Genomic DNA, 17,506 nt, shown 5'->3' with positions numbered 1-17,506 from the left:
ATATTTTTTTATACTGGAAATGATTTCATATGATCTGATAAACTTATTCCCTATCCTCCTATTCTACATAAAAAAATGTTCTCCTTCTGTTAACCTTTTTTTACAAAATTGGACCGGCCAGAATGTTTGTTCGAAAAAGGTTTGTGCAAGCGTGCAAGAAATGCTTGTCGGGGGCTTCACTCATTGGACTGGAGGTTGCAAATGAAGTTCTTCCTTTTAGGTGATCCCCGTCTGCCAACTGACATTCATTGCCGACACTTCCTCCTCTTGACAAATCCTTCATTTTCTATCTTAGAATCATTTTAATAAAAAAATACCCGACTTTTGTCGGGGAAATGATTTTAATTTTTTTATGACTATTTCTGCTCTTTCTATTTTTGCTCCTGTCTGCCCCTGATCACTGCCTGTGCCGCCGCCAGACGGGCCAGCGGGACTCTGAAAGGCGAGCAGCTGACATAATTGAGTCCTGCTTCATGGCAAAACTGGATCGAGCGTTTTTCTCCGCCGTGTTCGCCGCAGATTCCCGTTTTTAATCCCGGTTTGGTCATTCTGCCTTGTTCCACCCCGAGGCGGATCAACTGGCCGACCCCGTTGGGATCCAGGGTGATAAAGGGATTATCCGGCAAAATTTTGTGTTCCACATATGCGTGTAAAAACTTCCCTTCTGCATCATCACGGCTGTAGCCGAACGTGGTCTGGGTTAAGTCGTTGGTTCCGAAGGAGAAGAAATCCGCTTCTTCTGCAATTTCACGGGCAGTAAGCGCAGCGCGCGGAACCTCGATCATGGTGCCCACCGTATAGGAAACGGTTTTTCCTGTCCGGCGTTCAATCTCTTGGGCGACCCGGTCGACCAACTCCCGCATTTGTTTTAATTCATTCACATGGCCCACCAACGGGATCATGATCTCCGGCTCCACCCGGATTCCTTCCTCGATGCACTCCAGCGCGGCGAGGAAGATGGCTTCGACTTGCATCTCATAAATCTCCGGATAAGTTAAGCCCAAACGGCAACCGCGATGACCCAGCATCGGGTTAAACTCATGGAGAGCCCGGACCTTGCGGAGGAGTGCCTCTTTCTGGATCAATTCCGTCCGGTCTGTTTTTTCATCCATCTGCATTCTGGTCAGCTCCACCAAGAGAGCTTCCATATTGGGCAGAAACTCATGCAGCGGCGGGTCCAGAAGGCGGATCGTCACCGGCAATCCTGCCATCGCTTTAAAAATCCCGACAAAATCCTCTTTTTGCATCGGCAACAATTTGGCCAGGGCTTCTGCCCGTTCTTCCCTTGTTTCTGCCAGAATCATCTGCTGAACGATGGGAATACGGCTCGCTTCCATAAACATATGCTCGGTCCGGCAGAGCCCGATTCCTTCCGCTCCCAGCTCTCTGGCTTTGTTTGAATCTTCCGGGTTGTCAGCGTTTGCACGAACCTGCAAGGTACGTACTTCGTCCGCCCAAGAGAGAAGCTGCTTAAACTCCGGCGACAATTCAGGGTCGATCAGCGGGACTTCTCCCTGGATCACCTGCCCGGTGCTTCCGTCAATCGCGATCATGTCGCCCTCTTTTAGAATCAAATCCCCAACCGACATCTCTTTCTTGCGCAGATCAATTTTCAACTGTTCGCATCCGCAGATACAAGCTTTCCCCATTCCACGGGCCACCACGGCTGCATGGCTGGTCATTCCGCCACGGCTGGTCAAAACTCCCTGCGCGGCCAAAATGCCATGGATATCCTCTGGAGTCGTTTCCGGACGAACCAAAATCACACGGGCTCCTTCATTGGCCAGTTTTTCCGCATCGTCGGCATTAAAGACGATGTGCCCGGTAGCCGCACCCGGAGAAGCCGGCAAACCTTTCGCGATCACGTTCAACTTCGCATGCGGGTCCAAACGGCGGTGCAGCATTTGGCTTAACTGGTCGGGATCGACGCGCATCAAAGCTTCGTCCCTGGTGATAATCCCTTCTTCCACCATATTGACAGCGATCTTGACTGCCGCTCCTGCTGTCCTCTTGCCGGCCCGGGTTTGCAAAATGTACAATTTCCCGCGCTCCACCGTAAACTCAATGTCTTGCATATCTTTGTAATGCTGTTCCAGTTGGTTGGAGATAGAGGCAAATTGCTCATAAATTGCGGGCATCTGCTCTCTCAGTTCGCTAATCGGTCTGGGGGTGCGAACACCTGCCACCACATCTTCTCCTTGGGCGTTGATCAGGAATTCCCCATAGATTTCCTTATCTCCGGTAGACGGGTTTCTCGTGAAGGCTACCCCCGTGCCGGAATCTTCTCCCATATTGCCGAAAACCATGAGCTGCACATTCACCGCAGTGCCGAGGTTATCGGGGATCTTATGGATTTTGCGGTAAATTTTGGCGCGTTGGTTATTCCATGACTGGAACACGGCAATAATCGCCCGTTTGAGCTGTTCCTCGGGATCTTGGGGAAATTCGGCTTTCGTTTTTTCCCGGATGAGCGCTTGAAAATGTCCGATCACCCATTTCCAATCTTCTGCACCCATCTCGGTATCCTGTTTGACTCCGATCTCCTCTTTGCGCTGTTGGATGATGTGTTCAAAGCGGTAATGGTCCACACCCAATACCACATCACCAAACATCTGGATAAAGCGGCGGTAACAATCGTATGCAAACCGCGGATTGCCGGTCAGCTGAGACAGCCCTTCAACGGTTTCATCGTTCAACCCCAGATTGAGGATCGTGTCCATCATTCCCGGCATGGAAAAAACAGCACCGGAACGGACGGAAACCAAAAGGGGATTGCCCGGGTCACCCAGCCGTTTTCCCGTTTGGCTCTCCAACTGGCGCACAGCGTCCCGCACCTGATTCAACGTTTCATCTGTCAGGGTTTCATTTGCCGCAAAAAAAGCGGAACATGCTTCTGTCGTAATGGTAAATCCCGGCGGAACCGGAAGACCCGCCCGGGTCATTTCCGCCAGGTTGGCTCCTTTGCCGCCGAGCAGGTTTTTCATATCCGCGCTGCCTTCATGAAAAAGATAAACCAATTTGTTGGACACGTTTATTTTCCTCCTTTTTTCAGCATGTCCAGGATAATGTTCGCTGTTTCTTCGACTGCTTTATTGGAAACATCGATAAGGGGGCACCCCACTTTGCGGATCACTTTCTCCGCATATTCCAGCTCCTCCAAAATCCGTTCCATGTTGGCGTAGTTGGCTCCTGATGCCAGACCCAGCGACTTGAGCCGCTCCCGGCGGATATTGTTCAACTGATGGGGATCGATGGTGAGCCCGATACACCGGTTTGACGGAATCAAAAACAGCTCATCCGGGGGCTCTACTTCCGGAACCAACGGAACATTGGCCACTTTTAACCGCTTGTGAGCCAAATACATGGACAGCGGCGTTTTCGAAGTACGCGAAACCCCGATCAAAACAACATCCGCGCTTAAGAGTCCGCGCGGGTCTCTGCCGTCGTCATATTTCACGGCAAACTCGATCGCTTCCACTTTGCGGAAGTATTCATCATCCAACTTGTGGATCAAACCGGGTTCCCTGCGCGGCTGGCGCTGAAACAGTTTGGCAAGGCCGTCGATCATCGGACCCATAATATCGACGACAGGCACTTGTTTGCGGCCTGCTTCTTCAATCAACAGCTGGGTCAGCTCAGGCACTACCAGCGTAAAAGCGATCAAGGCATTCTCTTCTTTGGCGGCTTGAACCGTTTCCAGGATCGTCCCCCGGTCTGTGACGTACGGAACTCGCCGAATGTCGATACTATTGCTGCTAAACTGGCTGGAAGCCGCCCGAACGACAAATTCGGCCGTTTCTCCTACGGAATCAGAAACGACATAAACTACGGGTTGATGCTCTTTCGCGGATATAGGTCCTCTCCTCCTCTTATACCTTGATATGTTGTCCAAGTTCGACAAATGCTTTGACAATCGTTGTTTTGCTGATGCGGCCAATCACCTCGAAATCGTCGGGTCTGTCCGGGAAAGGCCTGACAACCGGCAGCGAATCGACTTGATGCCTCATCATCGAAAGAGCCGCATGATATAAGGTGTCTTCCGGGCGGCACATGACGATATTGGGCATCCGGGTCATAATCACCCCAACCGGAACGGCGGAGAGATCCTGTTTCCCCATCGCCGCCTGCAACAAATCTTTCCTTGAAATTACCCCGGACAGCTGGCCTTCTTTTTTGATCACATAAAGAGAACCAACATCTTCCAAAAACATGGTGCAGATGGCATCATACACGGATGTCTCTTCTTTCACCACGATCGGCAAAGATTTATAATCTTTCACGTATAGATTCCGAACATGCTCCCCCAATAGCTGATTCGCCGATTTTCCCGAGTAAAAATAACCTACCCGTGGGCGGGCGTCCAGAAATCCGGCCATGGTCAAGATGGCAAGATCCGGGCGCAGAGTTGCCCGTGTCAAATTCAGCTTTTCCGCGATTTGTTCGCCCGTGATCGGCCCCTCTGCTTTTACGATCTCAAGAATTTTTTCTTGACGCTTGGAAAGCTCGATGGTGCCGCACCTCCCAGAAATGTGCTATACTTTTATTCACATTGCCCTATTTAGTATATACTATATCGTTAACACTTTACCACGGCAACATTTTTTGTTAAAGTTTTTTGTGCCACCGGAACAGTTGGGAACTTCTGTGCAGACACCGTTTTCCGGCGGCCACGAGGCCAGAAGCCCAGCTGCCGCAACCATGTCTTCCCAGTATGGTTTGATCCTTTGCCATCCATGCTTTATTAAGCAAGAATGTTCGGGGGAAGACTGTTATTATAACGTCTTTTTCTATAAAATTAAAAGATAGACTGTATAATGGAGGAAATGTGATGCTATTTTCAAATCCCATTTCAGCGACTCTTTCCCTTGATCTCCACCGTCTGCATCAAGTGCGAGACACGGGGATTACACGCGTGGAGCTCCAACTGCCGGAAGATCATTACACTGCGGAAGAGATAAAAGAAATCATTGATCTTACAGGCATCACTCCCGTCGCTTTTCGGATGCCCAAGCGGTTGGGGATGGGTACGCCCTCTTTCTCGGTGGATGAGTGGAAATACTGGTTGGAGACGGTGGATTCCGTTCTTCTGTCCGACCAACGGCAGGTGGTTTGCCATGGGGCGACCGTCCCGTTGGGAGCCATTTTTGAATATCTGGATCAGCGACCGACTGACTTTAACGCCCTGCACGATTTTAAAACGCAGTATGTGGAACGGGTGATTTCACAAATCCAACAATTGGAGGGCACGCTAAAAGAACTGGGCATCCAGCTGTTGATTGAAAACTCTCCGATGGGCAGCGATTCCTATTTTGAACCGGGCCAATCCGCCATCTACCCGGCTCTCCGGACCCCTCGCCATCTGCTGCAGATCATCGAGGCAACGGATGCCAAACTCTGCTTGGATACTGCCCATGCGCGCATTACTTCCAATGTGTTGACTTACATGCACCGTTCTCGCAGCATGTTTGCCGGGGCCACCGAAAAGGAAATACTGAGCTCCACCAAATCCTGGATCGACTTCTATACTCAGGTGAAACCCCATGTTTCACTGATCCGCCTTTCATATGCCGTAAGCTGGGGAGATACCCCTGAGACGGCCCACATTCCATTCCCGGCCTCTGCTTATGGGGAACTCCTCACCTTTGCGGAGCAAGTGGACAATGAAGTCTGCATCACACTTGCCGCGGGACAGACTCACGAACAACTCACCCAGATGCTGAACACCCTTCGCGATTTAAAAAGAAGCTGAAAAAGAAAAGGAAGCTTGGGAATTAGAACCAGCTTCCTTTCTTTATACCACCCCATGATTTCTTATCTTTCTGAAAATGGAGGCGGACGGAAAAGTGAAAAATAAAGTGTTGGCAGCTTTTTCAATACTGGCCAAAGATTACGAGAAGAATGTGGATAATGAGAGTGGTTATAATGCCTATTACGAGCGTCCGGCCATGATGAAACTTTTGCCAAGCAATATGAGCGGATTGAATGTTCTGGATGCGGGGTGCGCCACAAGCTGGTATACGGAGCAATTCGTAAAGCTGGGTGCCAATGTTACAGCTGTTGATCTAAGCCCGGAAATGGTGCAAGCAGCCAAAAGAAGAGTCGGTGAGAAAGCAAGTATATTTGTTCAAGATTTAAGTGAACCGCTTCCATTTCGTGATGAGACGTTCCACCTGATTGTAAGCTCACTCACTCTGCACTACATGGATGACTGGTCATCTGCTTTCCGGGAGTTCCATCGTGTCATGAAACGCGGCGGGCAACTCGTATTCTCGGTACATCACCCATTTATGGACTATACCATGTTTCAAAGACCGGACTACTTCGCACAGGAATGGTTGGTGGATGAATGGAAAAAAAAGGAGTCCGGTTCTGTAAAGGTATCTTTCTATCGAAGACCTCTGCATGAAATCATTAACGCAACAACGGAACACTTCACACTTGACCGCATTGTTGAGCCCCAACCCGTTGGAGAATTCCTGGAAAAATTACCCATGAAATCCGAATCGTATGACTACTTGATGAAAAATCCGCATTTCTTGATCGTTCAAGCGCACAAATAGCTACTAGTATCATCAACGGCCTCTGGTTTGCGCTCGATTTTTAAAGAAAAGGAGGCGGCAATGAACAGCCTCCTTTTTTCATTTGTAACATCTACGTAACATCGTAACCTATTTGAAATAAAAATAAAATATTTTATTAAAATTGTGGATAACCTGTGTTTTATGTGGATAATCACTTTTGGAACAAAAATAATATACACCAAAACGATATAATTTTAGATTTTCATAGAGAAAAACCATTTATACAAAAAATTACACTCCGGCGATCATCAATGAACGCTAAACCTCCCCTGTTTCCTTCCGGCAGACAGAAAGCAGTTCCCGTTTAAAATCCTCATACATCAAAAACGCTTCTTCCAATATTTCTTTCAATTCATGGTAATTGCGGAATCCGGGTAACCTTACACTTTCGTCTCTGCCATCCAATAAGTTCTTTAACATCCCCCACGGATCACCGATCAGTAACTCCCCATCCTTCCATGTTCCCCATATGAACTCCAGAAAACCATGTTTGAGGGATATATTAAATTCAAATTTACATGGGGGTGATTCCTCCACAATATGAAAGAAGTTTTCCCTCTTGTCGAAACGAGCATGGTAACCCAATTCTTTAAATATGCGCAAGACCTCATGATTGTCAACATTCATAAAACTCTCATCAAGATCACAATAATACTTGGCAGATAAGCTTTTGTACCTGTGAATAAAATCAATCTTCTCTAATGCCGCCTTGGTTTCCGGTGGTAAATGCATTGATTATTCCTCCCTGAACCTGATTTCAATCCCATACTTATTTTTAGCCAAATCAATATAATCTTGTATTTCACTAAAGTTTCGATTCGATGCAGGGATTTCAAGTATTTGTTTTCCTTTCAGCTCTTGACCGTCAATTCTTCTGTATTTATTTGATCGGATCTTGGTGCCGGGTTTGTATTTATTTTTTAACTCTTTTAAGTATGCTTCAAATGTAGCCATGTCGATCATGTCCAGGTCTGTCGCTTTCCTCGACACAATTTCTCCTTTTATTGGATCATACGAATCCAAACGTTTACCATTACTGAGGTGAACTTCATTATAAGGATACCATCCTTCTATTTCAGCTTTTTTATTAAATCGATTCCCTCTGGCCATCGGGGAATCCTTCAACCAGTAATCCCTTGCCTCCTTCCATTCTAACCGGTCTCTTGGAGTTTTTCCTTCCTTCGCTTTACGTTCCAGATACTTCTGATAATAGGATTCTAATGTTGGGTCTTTAAACTTTCCATCGGAAGAAAGTAAACCATTGCCATCCTCATGCTTACCAACGGGACAAGAGTCATTTCCTTTCTTTTTCCCGCAAGCGGGCTTAATGAAGAGTTTCTTGCCGATCTCCAGCCCTTTGTCAACCAGTTTGACGGCTTTCGTATGCGGAATCGGAACAGCTTCGACTCCTCGGATCACACGTTCGAGGATGGACAACTCTTCCCCGGATTCAGGGTCAACACCATTCCAGAAAGCCTTCGCATCGTTGATACCGATAACATCTTCAAGTAGCTGCTGACCGGTGCCTAACGGATCATTCCAAACTCCCTTTATTTCATTCCAAGTTCGGTCCCAGGTATCTTTGAGATATTGAACTGGCTCAGAAGTCAATTGGTTCCAGGTATTTTTGATATCCTCCCATCCAAACACTTCTGACCAGTATTCCCCGGGGTTATCCCACATCTTGTTCCAATCATCTACAACTCTGTCCCATGCCTTGCCGGGGCCATTCCAGCCGCCAAAAACATAATCCAGTCCTTTTTCCCAAAGGTTCCTGTTATCTTTCTGATCATTAACAGGAACGGAATGGCCAGAATTTACGTTATGACTCGTATTTACATTTCGCTTTGCACTTCCATTCGGATGAAAACCCGGACTATTGTTTTCAGGCACATCCCCCGTTTGAGGGGAATGACCCCCTTCAGGGACTTTCCCTTCGATCGCGTTTCTTACTGAAGTTTCAAGCGATGTTTTTATCTCATCACTATTGATGGCCAGTATTAAAATAATAGCTAACAACACACCGGCTCCAATAATAAGGACATACTCAAGGGTAGATGATCCCCGCTTAGAAACAAGAAAATCCTTAAATGGATGCCACACAATATCTCTCCCTTTTTCTTTTTTCTACAATACGGTGGCGAGTATAAACAGAAACAACACCAGCAACAGAGGAATGAGAATAACCGAGAGAAAACCCTTCCATGCGGAAAAATCGTGTACTTCCGCAATGGCATTTGAAAAAACATAGATATACCAGAAAGTCATCGCAAAATCGAGGATACTGAGTAGAAGAAAGGAAACCATCAGGAACGGACTTGCATCCATGATGGGTGTTTCACTGGTGAACAGCTCTCCCCGAAACATGATGAGTTGGAAAAATAACACGATCCACTTGGAGATGTAGGGAAGCGTTGCCCATGTAGTTGCAATTCTTGTTTCTTCCCAGGTTCCGGTTCCGCCCAAGATTCGTGCGGTTCCGTAGCTAATCCCTGACAGGAATACCCAGGCAGTCATCCCGAAAAGAGGACCCAACAGGAGAGATAAGATGAAGATCGTAAAAGAAGAAAAGTCATCGCCTAAGTTTCGATTGGATGCTTGCTCAACAAATAACGTAATCCCGAACAAAATAACCAGCCAAATCGTGAATTTTCTGCTATGCTGATCTATTGCCTGCCGAATGGCGGATTTGGGGTGTCGCCACATAGATATAAAGATTTCTCTAATGCTCTCCATCATCCGATCCCACCTGCTTGATTTTTCCTTCGATCCAATCCATGCGAACCATACCAAAATCCCGGCTATCATAGCTTTGCGCCACGTCGTCTCCCAAAACAAAAATGTTTCCTGCTGGTACACGAACAGGCTTGTAATCCTTTATCTTCTGGTTTTTCTTAACATATGGCTCATTGACGGCTTGTTCATTGACAAACACGCGATTTTGCTTGATTTCAACGATGTCGTTGGGTAAACCGATTACTCTTTTGATAAAAGTGATCTGTTCATCCGGGTGGTAAAAAACCACGATGTCTCCTCGTTCAAGCGAATTCACATTCTTTTGAACGAGATAAATTTCATGCTCCTGTAGTGCCGGCGACATACTGTTTCCGTATACCTCATAAAATCCAAAAAACGATTGGAAAACAACATAAAGAATCATCAGCACTAAAACAGAGCAGACGATGATCAAAGGAATCTTTTTAGAAGTAGATCGGTTCATAAACGCCTCCTTTGCTAAAAAAACACATTCAACCAAATGGAATTATTTACTTATTGACAAGAACATTATATACTAATGAGCTATGAAACGGTGGAATTTTTCCAATTTAATTACAAAAAGAAGCCGAAGATTGAAGAATCAATGGTATATAATCGAAATATAAATTGTTGTATTTTTGTGTAATATCACAAAAAGTAAGTGAGATTCCGAGACCAAAATAACGGTCCGAACGGAACTGTAAACATGTAGAGAAGGGTGAAAAATCTTTATGAACATCGTGGATTACAATAGTAAAGCATGGGATCGAAATGTAGAGAAAAAAAACAGATGGACGATACCTGTTGATCGTGAGGCGATTCAAAAAGCGAAGAACGGTAAATGGGAGATTTATGTTACACCGACAAAACCCGTTCCGAAAGAGTGGTTTCCTCCATTAAAAGGCTTAAAAGTCCTTTGCTTAGCTTCAGGAGGAGGACAACAAGGACCTGTGTTAGCGGCTGCGGGAGCAGAAGTCACCGTTTTTGATAATTCAGTGGAACAGCTCAAGCAAGATCGTTTTGTCGCAGAAAGAGAAGGGCTTGTGATCCGGACGGTCAAAGGAGATATGAGAGATTTACGAATTTTCGATAATGAAACTTTTGATCTCATCATCCACCCTGTTTCCAATCTCTTTGTTGATGATGTTTTACCCGTATGGAAAGAATCTTCGCGCGTCTTAAAGAAAGGCGGATCCTTGATCAGTGGTTTCATGAATCCTGTCTTTTATCTTTTTGACTGGGAATTGGAGGAACAGGGGAAATTGGAAGTAAGATACCCGATTCCATATTCAGATTTGGCGCATCTAACCGAAAAGCAAATCGAGCATCAGCTGAATCATTGCATTCCCTTGGAATTTGGTCATAGCTTGGAGGATCAAATAAAAGGACAAATCGAATCAGGATTTGTGATTACCGGTTTTTATGAAGATGATTTCGGAGGAAAAAGGCTGTTGGACAAATACATTCATACATTCATCGCAACGAAAGCATTCAAGCCGTTTCACACAACATTTGCCGCACCCGGTGATTCACTTAAAAAGGAAGTCTGACCGCTCCGTGGCAGTCAAACTTCCTTTTCAAATAACCGGCTGACCGGGTTGCCCGCCTTATCTTTACCTGATTGATCCATCCGCCACAATGACTTTTGAGTCGTCGGATACCATAAAAAAGCATCATCAATCATGGTAGAAGCGGATCGCTGAAAATTTAATCATGGATGCTCCATTCAACTTACCGTCTGCTTGTTTCTCAGCTGCAACATAATGGCCTTCAATAAAAAAGCGTGTGGCCCAACAGGCACACACGCTTTTTAAGACGTTTCAGGAGGGAAAGACGATCAACTCAAAGGATGCATAATGTTTAACCAGACGGGTGATTTCCTTTAACAGGGCGAGACGGTTGTTGCGGACTTGCGGATCTTCCACCATCACCATCACTTGATCGAAGAAGGAATGAATGGCAGGAACCATATGGGCCAGCGCATGGTACATGGAAAGCGGATCCTCGTTGGCGCTGGCCCGGTCAAACAGGGCGGTTGCCTCTTGCAAAGCCTGAGCCAGGGAGCGTTCTGCCGGTTCTGTCAGCCGCTCTTTGTTGAGGACCGGATCGTCTGCTTTGGCGGCCAGGTTGGCTGCCCGGGTGAAGCCTTCCACTTCCTTCTTAAAGGATTCTCTCTCCAATTGATCCATCAGCACACGCGCTTTTTTCAAGAGGAAAGACGGATGGGCAATGCCGGAAGCGAGCACGGCATCGATCACGTCATAGCGGATCTCTTCTTCTTGCAGAACGGTTTTCAACCGCAAAGCAAAGAACTGCTCCAGGCCCTTTTCCACTTCGTCTCTCGGTACTTTTAACAGACCTGCTTCTTCCAGCTGATTGAGCGCCAGCTGCCACAAACCGGACAGTGAGACGTTCGACGACTCTTCCCGGAGTAAAATTTGCACAATCCCCGCGGCTCTGCGGCGAAGACCATACGGGTCCTGGGAACCGGTCGGCTGGATGCCGATCCCGAAGCTGGAAGCGATGGTGTCCATTTTATCCGCCAGGGAGAGAAGCGTGCCAATCGGGTTTTGCGGTACATCATCTCCGGCAAAACGAGGCAGGTGATGTTCATAGACCGCTTCGGCCACTTCGGCGGATTCCCCGGCATGGAGGGCATATTCCCGACCCATCGTTCCTTCCAGTTCGGGAAACTCCCCGACCATTTGCGTAGACAGGTCAAATTTGCAAATGGCCGCTGCTCTCTCGAGCTTTTTCATCATTTCTTCATCCAAGCCCAGTTGATGTCCCAGGGCCAGGGCGATCCTTTGAATCCGGCGCACCCGGTCACCCACGGAGCCCAACTCTTCTTGGTACACGATCTGGTCCAGTTTCTTGACCGCCGTTTCGATCGGCAGCTTTAGATCTTCCTCATAGAAGAAACGGGCATCCGCCAAACGGGCGCGCAGGACTTTTTCATTTCCCTTGGCTACATAGGCAAGCCCTTCCTCGTTTCCATTGCGGACGGTGACGAAGAACGGCAGCAATTTTCCGTCCTTGGACTCGACCGGGAAGTAACGCTGATGTTCCCGCATCGTGGTGATCAGCACCTCTTTGGGCAATGAGAGAAATTCCTCTTCAAAAGTACCGCTGAGCGCGGTCGGATATTCCACCAGATGGGTCACTTCGGCCAGCAAGCCCAGGTCTACCGGGATCACCCAGCCGTTTTTCTCCTCCAGTTGCCGCAGTTGGCTTGAAATGAGCTTCCGCCGCTCTTCAACATCCACGATCACATACTGTTCTTTGAGCTGTTTCACATAATGCGCAGGAGAAGAAATCACTGTTTCCGTTCCGAGAAAACGATGTCCCCGGGTCTTGTTGCCGGCCGTTACACCCGCCCATTCCACCGGCACAACCTCTTCGCCAAACAGGCAAACCAGCCAGCGAACCGGACGGATAAAACGGGTACGGCCGGACCCCCAGCGCATCGTTTTGGGAAAATGGAGCGCCTCCAACACTTCAGGCAGGCCTTTTCTCAGTTGATCGACGGTTTTTTCGCCCTGCTGGTGAATGCGGGCAAATACATATGTTTCCCCTTTAAACTCTTTTAACACCAGCTGTTCAACAGAAACTCCCTGTTTGCGGGCAAACCCCTCTGCCGCTTTGCTCCATCCGCCCTCCGGGGTTCGGGCGATGCGCGCCGCCGGCCCTTTCACTTCCTCGCTCAAATCTTCCTGTCGTTCGGCAACACCGCTCACCAGCACGGTTAAACGGCGCGGAGTGGCATAGAGTTGATACGATTGGAAAGAGATCCGGTGTGACGACAACCATTCAGCCAGCTTCCCGCCCAACTGGATCGCCGCACTGTCTACAAAACGGGCGGGAATCTCTTCACAGCCGATTTCCAGCAGCAGGTCTTTTCTATTCATCGTTGTCCCCTCCTTGCTTCAGCAACGGATGCCCCAGTTTTTCCCGCTCTTCCACATAAGCCTTGGCAATTTTCCGCGCCAGGCTGCGCACCCGTCCAATGTAGCCGGTCCGTTCGGTCACGCTGATCGCTCCTCTCGCATCGAGGAGGTTAAACGTGTGAGAACATTTCAAAGTATAATCATATGCCGGAAAAACCAGATTTTCTTTCAGAGCTCTTTCCGCTTCTCGTTCATAAGCATCAAACAAGCGGAACAGCAAGTCGACATCGGAGAGTTCGAAGGTATATTTGGAATGCTCGTATTCGGATTGCAAGAAAACATCTCCGTACTTCACATCATCCACCCAGATCAAGTCAAACACATTTTCCTTATCCTGAATATAGGAAGCGAGGCGCTCCAAACCGTAGGTGAGCTCCACGGATACCGGATCCACTTCCAGGCTCCCCACTTGTTGGAAATAGGTGAATTGGGTCACCTCCATCCCATCCAGCCAGACTTCCCAGCCCAATCCGGCTGCGCCAAACGTGGGGTTTTCCCAGTTGTCTTCCACAAAGCGGATATCGTGCTTCAGCGGATCAATGCCGAGAGCGCGCAGGCTGTCGAGGTAAATTTCCTGAATATTGTCAGGAGAGGGTTTTAAGATGACTTGGAATTGATGATGCTGGTACAATCGGTTCGGGTTTTCTCCATACCTGCCGTCAGCCGGCCGGCGGGAAGGCTCCACATAGGCGACTTTCCACGGCTCAGGACCCAGTGCCCTGAGAAATGTCATGGGGTTGAGGGTTCCGGCTCCTTTTTCCACATCATAAGGCTGGACTAAAATGCATCCCTGGTTGGACCAGAACTCCTGCAACTTCCAAATCATCTGTTGCAAATTCATGCAAGACGACACCTCCGGTCTATTTTTCTTAAGGGTTGAACCAAGCAAAAAACCTCCCATTCCTATGACAGAATACACTTCGGTCATAGGGACGAGAGGTCAGTTCCCGCGGTTCCACCCTATTTGGTCAACATCAAGTCGACCCTCTTCATTCTTCCGTGTTCAATTGTGGGCGCTCAAGAAAATGCCATTTCACCAAGAGCCGTGACCGGGCTTCCACCATCCCCGATTCGCTTGACACGGGATTTCTCGGCTACTCTTTTCTCTCATCACGCATTCCGATTGGATCGTAATAACACATATAGCAAAGAAAAAAACGTTTGTCAACTGCTTGATCCCCAACTTTGCCGGATTTGTTTCAGCAAGGTGAGTGATTTCAGTTTAAACGGAAAATATTCCTCCATAAACGCATGGACGATTCTCTCCAACTGTTCTTTGGTCTCCGGCTTCACCTTCACTTCCCCGAGCTGCTCCAAGGGGATCCGTTCCAGCAAGGGCAAGATGCGTGCCGTCGCTTCGGTGAGCGGAAGTGATTCGGGGTCTTGATTCTGGCAGTCCGCACATAAAAATCCGCCCTGACGAATGCTAAAGCGGACAGGACGGTGTTGTTGACGGCAGTTTGCACAGTGGTGGAGTACCGGTTGATACCCCGCGATCCGCATGATCCGAAGTTCCACCATCCTCGTTAAAATATCGGGATCGGTACCGCTTTCCAGCTTTTTTAAGGCCAGGGTCAAAAAACGGTACAAGCCGGGGCAGGGTTCTTTTTCCTCCGTACACTTGTCGATCAGGTCCAGCCAGTAAGCACCGTAAGCAGTCAGCAACAGATCCGAACGGATCAGGTGATGAGAATGAATCAGGTCTGCCTGAGAGAGGGTGGGCATTCCGCTGCCGCCGGTGAAATAGACAAAATGCGCCTCTGTAAAAGGTTCTGTCACGGCTCCGAAACGGCTCTTCGGTTTTTTGGAACCGCGGGCCATGACCGCGATTTTGCCTTGGTATTCGCTAAAGATCAGAATGACCTGGTGACTCTCCCCATAATCTCTCGCTCTCAGGACGATCCCTTCTACTTTCTGCAGCATAAGAGCGCCTTCCTTAACCGATTTCTTCCTCTTCCCCCTCTTGGTCCGGGCTCTCGCCTCTTCCCTGAATCGCCTCGAACTCTTTGTATAAGAGATAGGCATCGATACTGCCAGTTACCGTAAAGCAACTCCAGGCGAAATTGCGCAACCAGCATCATCCTTTCAGCTGAACGCTTTGTTCAAACTTAGGATGACCCGCCGACCAGAGGAGTATGAGATGGAAAAATTAACATCATTACCATGTTATGATTATCGGCATCATTCTTCGTTGCGGTAACCAAATTGCCTGAGCAGCATTTCTTCGTTCCGCCAGTCTTTCTTCACCTTCACCCACAAATCCAGAAAAATGCGGGTTCCGAGAAGCCGTTCCATCTCTTCACGGGCCCGTTGTCCCACTTCTTTTAACAGGGCCCCTTTTTTCCCGATCAAAATGCCTTTCTGGGAAGGCCTTTCTGTATAAATCGTGGCTCTGATATCGAGGAGATCCTGGCCTTCCCGCATTTTCATCTCCTCGATCACTACGGCCACTGAATGAGGTATTTCCTCTCTGGTCAACTGCAACACTTTTTCCCTGATCAACTCTCCGACGATAAAATGTTCCGGATGGTCAGTCACTTGATCCGGCGGATAGTATCTCGGCCCTTCAGGCAATTCCTTGATGATGAGTTGAATCAGTGTCGAGGTGTTGTTGCCCTGAAGCGCGGAGATGGGGACGACTTCCTTAAACGAATACAGTTTGCGATAATGGTCGATCAGCGGCAACAGATCGTCCGGATGAACCTGATCGATTTTGTTGACAACCAGAAAGACAGGTGTCTTCACACCTTTTAAATTTTCGATGATAAAGCGGTCACCCGGGCCGAAACCTTGCTCGGCATCCACTAAAAAGAGGATCAAGTCCACTTCATCGAGGGCATCCTTCGCCGTTTTCACCAGCCACTCTCCCAGTTTGGAATGGGGTTTGTGAATTCCGGGGGTATCCAGAAAAATGATCTGCCCGCGTTCATCCGTGTAGACGGCCCGGATTTTATTGCGGGTTGTCTGCGGCTTGTCCGAGATAATCGCTACCTTTTGCCCCACGATGTGATTCATCAAAGTCGATTTGCCCACATTGGGCCGTCCAATCAGCGCAACAAATCCTGAACGGTAATCACTCGGCATGTAAATCCCCCCTGTTGAAAGCCATCGGCAGCAATTCAGCTACCGTGGTTTCCGTTATGTCACCGTGCAAATTGGCTAACCAGACTTTCATCTCCGGAGGGCATAGTTCGGCGAGGACTTGTCGGCAGGCCCCGCAAGGGGAAACAGGGCCCGGGGTATCGGCAACGACCGCGATTCCTTGAAATCCTCCCAGAAGCCCGTCGGAAACCGCTTTAAACAAGGCAGTCCGTTCAGCGCAATTGCTTAATCCGTAGGAGGCATTTTCCACATTGCATCCTTGGATGATTTGTCCCTCCCGGGTAAGCAGCGCCGCCCCTACCGGAAAGTTCGAATAGGGAACATAAGCTTTCTCCCTGGCTTGTATGGCTGCTTCTATCAGTTTCTTCATCCCATCTTCTCCTTCTATGTCATGTAGTGTCCCTATTATATTGATCATCCCCGATGATTACAATAATTGCACTCCGATGAATGCGACGGATGTTCCCAGCACCATTCCCAGGAAAATAGACAGCCGGTTTGGCTGCAGGCGCAGGCGAGAGCCGACAATCAAAGCGGTTAGGAAATAGACGAGGAGAGTGAGAATCAGACTTCCGATCACAGCCACGATCAGTGTCGCCACGCAAAAGGCGATGGAGGTGGTCATGCTCGGTTCCCAATCGCTTTTGCCCATCCGGTGTAACCAACCTTTAATCATTAGGGTAAAGAAGAAATCAAACGCGATGATCGCGGCGAACCCGATATCGGCCGGATCGGCAGATTCCCCGATCAGCCCTTGAAAGAGCGTATTCAGATAAGGATAAAAAACGCTGATTCCCACGATGACCGCAAGTCCGGCGGTCAGCAAAACGGCACCAGCTGCAACATCTTTCGCCACTTTGGCCAACGGATGGTATTCTTCGGTCACCATATCCACAACGGCTTCGACGGCGGTATTGATCAATTCGGCAAACAACACCAGAATAATCGTGACAAACAGCAGAAGTACCTCCGTTTTACTCATCGGGAGGTACAAGCTTAAAAGCAGCACGCCCAACGCGGCCAGGAAGTGAATGCGCATATTGCGTTGGGTGACTACCGTAAATTTTAATCCTTCCAGCGCATAACGAAAGCTTTTTAATACTTTGGTCACCCACATCG

The 17,506-nt window shown here is 48.2% G+C and carries 17 protein-coding genes; 3 read left to right on the top strand and 14 right to left on the bottom strand.

The genetic code is table 11. The annotated features are described in order from the left end of the window. Positions 1-371: 371 nt before the first annotated feature. Genes ppdK through ccpN form a run of 3 tightly spaced genes read right to left on the bottom strand, consistent with a single transcriptional unit; the run spans position 372 to position 4,529 of the window. Positions 372-2,984: a pyruvate, phosphate dikinase gene (gene ppdK, locus BMW55_RS06905; protein ID WP_244527483.1), complete on the bottom strand. Its 2,613-nt coding sequence runs from the start codon at positions 2,982-2,984 to the stop codon at positions 372-374. A 47-nt stretch (positions 2,985-3,031) separates the two neighbouring features. Then, complete coding sequence (locus BMW55_RS06900; protein ID WP_244527482.1) at positions 3,032-3,883, bottom strand: pyruvate, water dikinase regulatory protein; 852 nt, start codon at positions 3,881-3,883, stop codon at positions 3,032-3,034. Next, the gene (gene ccpN / locus BMW55_RS06895; RefSeq protein WP_089966709.1) at positions 3,870-4,529 is read right to left on the bottom strand and encodes a transcriptional regulator CcpN; all 660 of its coding nucleotides are present in this window, start codon (positions 4,527-4,529) and stop codon (positions 3,870-3,872) included. Before ccpN ends, BMW55_RS06900 begins: the two co-directional genes overlap by 14 nt. Before the next feature lie 299 nt (positions 4,530-4,828). Here ccpN and BMW55_RS06890 point away from each other — a divergent pair, with 299 nt between their 5' ends. After that, the gene (locus BMW55_RS06890; protein WP_089966707.1) at positions 4,829-5,749 is read left to right on the top strand and encodes a sugar phosphate isomerase/epimerase family protein; all 921 of its coding nucleotides are present in this window, start codon (positions 4,829-4,831) and stop codon (positions 5,747-5,749) included. Between the two features lie 94 nt (positions 5,750-5,843). Further along, on the top strand, positions 5,844-6,560 hold the full coding sequence (locus BMW55_RS06885; protein WP_089966705.1) for a class I SAM-dependent methyltransferase: 717 nt from the start codon (positions 5,844-5,846) through the stop codon (positions 6,558-6,560). Positions 6,561-6,839: 279 nt separating this feature from the next. On the opposite strand, the gene BMW55_RS06880 is transcribed toward BMW55_RS06885, so the two are convergent. Genes BMW55_RS06880 through lepB form a run of 4 tightly spaced genes read right to left on the bottom strand, consistent with a single transcriptional unit; the run spans position 6,840 to position 9,801 of the window. Beyond that, complete coding sequence (locus tag BMW55_RS06880) at positions 6,840-7,313, bottom strand: hypothetical protein (RefSeq protein WP_089966704.1); 474 nt, start codon at positions 7,311-7,313, stop codon at positions 6,840-6,842. Positions 7,314-7,316: 3 nt separating this feature from the next. Continuing rightward, positions 7,317-8,684: a pre-toxin TG domain-containing protein gene (locus BMW55_RS06875; protein ID WP_089966702.1), complete on the bottom strand. Its 1,368-nt coding sequence runs from the start codon at positions 8,682-8,684 to the stop codon at positions 7,317-7,319. 24 nt (positions 8,685-8,708) lie between these two features. Beyond that, a complete protein-coding gene (locus tag BMW55_RS06870) occupies positions 8,709-9,317 on the bottom strand; it encodes a Yip1 family protein (RefSeq protein ID WP_170839788.1) in 609 nt (202 codons plus the stop codon). Next, positions 9,304-9,801 carry a signal peptidase I gene (gene lepB / locus BMW55_RS06865; protein WP_089966699.1) on the bottom strand — a complete coding sequence of 166 codons (498 nt, stop codon included), beginning with the start codon at positions 9,799-9,801 and terminating at the stop codon, positions 9,304-9,306. The genes BMW55_RS06870 and lepB overlap by 14 nt, the downstream gene beginning before the upstream one ends. A 268-nt stretch (positions 9,802-10,069) precedes the next feature. Here lepB and BMW55_RS06860 point away from each other — a divergent pair, with 268 nt between their 5' ends. After that, the gene (locus BMW55_RS06860; RefSeq protein WP_089966697.1) at positions 10,070-10,888 is read left to right on the top strand and encodes a class I SAM-dependent methyltransferase; all 819 of its coding nucleotides are present in this window, start codon (positions 10,070-10,072) and stop codon (positions 10,886-10,888) included. A gap of 270 nt (positions 10,889-11,158) precedes the next feature. Here the strand turns inward: BMW55_RS06860 and glyS are convergent, their stop codons facing one another. From glyS to BMW55_RS06825, 7 genes are all read right to left on the bottom strand, one after another. Then, positions 11,159-13,246 (bottom strand): glycine--tRNA ligase subunit beta, encoded by a 2,088-nt coding sequence (gene glyS / locus BMW55_RS06855; protein WP_089966696.1) that lies wholly within the window; start codon positions 13,244-13,246, stop codon positions 11,159-11,161. Further along, complete coding sequence (gene glyQ / locus BMW55_RS06850; protein WP_089966694.1) at positions 13,239-14,126, bottom strand: glycine--tRNA ligase subunit alpha; 888 nt, start codon at positions 14,124-14,126, stop codon at positions 13,239-13,241. The genes glyS and glyQ overlap by 8 nt, the downstream gene beginning before the upstream one ends. Positions 14,127-14,449: 323 nt before the next feature. Next, the gene (gene recO, locus BMW55_RS06845) at positions 14,450-15,208 is read right to left on the bottom strand and encodes a DNA repair protein RecO (RefSeq protein ID WP_170839787.1); all 759 of its coding nucleotides are present in this window, start codon (positions 15,206-15,208) and stop codon (positions 14,450-14,452) included. A gap of 13 nt (positions 15,209-15,221) precedes the next feature. After that, positions 15,222-15,356, bottom strand: a complete 135-nt coding sequence (locus tag BMW55_RS06840; RefSeq protein WP_089966691.1) for a YqzL family protein — start codon at positions 15,354-15,356, stop codon at positions 15,222-15,224. 110 nt (positions 15,357-15,466) lie between these two features. Continuing rightward, positions 15,467-16,369 (bottom strand): GTPase Era, encoded by a 903-nt coding sequence (gene era / locus BMW55_RS06835; protein WP_089966689.1) that lies wholly within the window; start codon positions 16,367-16,369, stop codon positions 15,467-15,469. Beyond that, the gene (locus BMW55_RS06830) at positions 16,359-16,757 is read right to left on the bottom strand and encodes a cytidine deaminase (protein ID WP_089966688.1); all 399 of its coding nucleotides are present in this window, start codon (positions 16,755-16,757) and stop codon (positions 16,359-16,361) included. Before BMW55_RS06830 ends, era begins: the two co-directional genes overlap by 11 nt. Before the next feature lie 57 nt (positions 16,758-16,814). Further along, positions 16,815-17,504: a diacylglycerol kinase family protein gene (locus tag BMW55_RS06825; RefSeq protein ID WP_170839786.1), complete on the bottom strand. Its 690-nt coding sequence runs from the start codon at positions 17,502-17,504 to the stop codon at positions 16,815-16,817. Between the last annotated feature and the right edge of the window lie 2 nt (positions 17,505-17,506).

Source organism: Lihuaxuella thermophila (assembly GCF_900110165.1).
Classification (GTDB): Bacteria; Bacillota; Bacilli; order Thermoactinomycetales; family Thermoactinomycetaceae; genus Lihuaxuella; species Lihuaxuella thermophila.
Note: the sequence above shows the minus strand (reverse complement) of the source record. Positions and strands in the feature narration are given on the sequence as shown.

What these genes read in the sequence shown, in the direction of transcription:
- BMW55_RS06880 (WP_089966704.1), bottom strand. Translation starts at nt 7,313, where the DNA reads ATGCATTTACCACCGGAAACCAAGGCGGCATTAGAGAAGATTGATTTT.
- BMW55_RS06860 (WP_089966697.1), top strand. Translation starts at nt 10,070, where the DNA reads ATGAACATCGTGGATTACAATAGTAAAGCATGGGATCGAAATGTAGAG.
- glyQ (WP_089966694.1), bottom strand. Translation starts at nt 14,126, where the DNA reads ATGAATTTGCAACAGATGATTTGGAAGTTGCAGGAGTTCTGGTCCAAC.
- ppdK (WP_244527483.1), bottom strand. Translation starts at nt 2,984, where the DNA reads ATGAAAAACCTGCTCGGCGGCAAAGGAGCCAACCTGGCGGAAATGACC.
- glyS (WP_089966696.1), bottom strand. Translation starts at nt 13,246, where the DNA reads ATGAATAGAAAAGACCTGCTGCTGGAAATCGGCTGTGAAGAGATTCCC.
- BMW55_RS06890 (WP_089966707.1), top strand. Translation starts at nt 4,829, where the DNA reads ATGCTATTTTCAAATCCCATTTCAGCGACTCTTTCCCTTGATCTCCAC.
- BMW55_RS06870 (WP_170839788.1), bottom strand. Translation starts at nt 9,317, where the DNA reads ATGGAGAGCATTAGAGAAATCTTTATATCTATGTGGCGACACCCCAAA.
- recO (WP_170839787.1), bottom strand. Translation starts at nt 15,208, where the DNA reads ATGCTGCAGAAAGTAGAAGGGATCGTCCTGAGAGCGAGAGATTATGGG.
- lepB (WP_089966699.1), bottom strand. Translation starts at nt 9,801, where the DNA reads ATGAACCGATCTACTTCTAAAAAGATTCCTTTGATCATCGTCTGCTCT.
- BMW55_RS06825 (WP_170839786.1), bottom strand. Translation starts at nt 17,504, where the DNA reads ATGTGGGTGACCAAAGTATTAAAAAGCTTTCGTTATGCGCTGGAAGGA.
- era (WP_089966689.1), bottom strand. Translation starts at nt 16,369, where the DNA reads ATGCCGAGTGATTACCGTTCAGGATTTGTTGCGCTGATTGGACGGCCC.
- BMW55_RS06830 (WP_089966688.1), bottom strand. Translation starts at nt 16,757, where the DNA reads ATGAAGAAACTGATAGAAGCAGCCATACAAGCCAGGGAGAAAGCTTAT.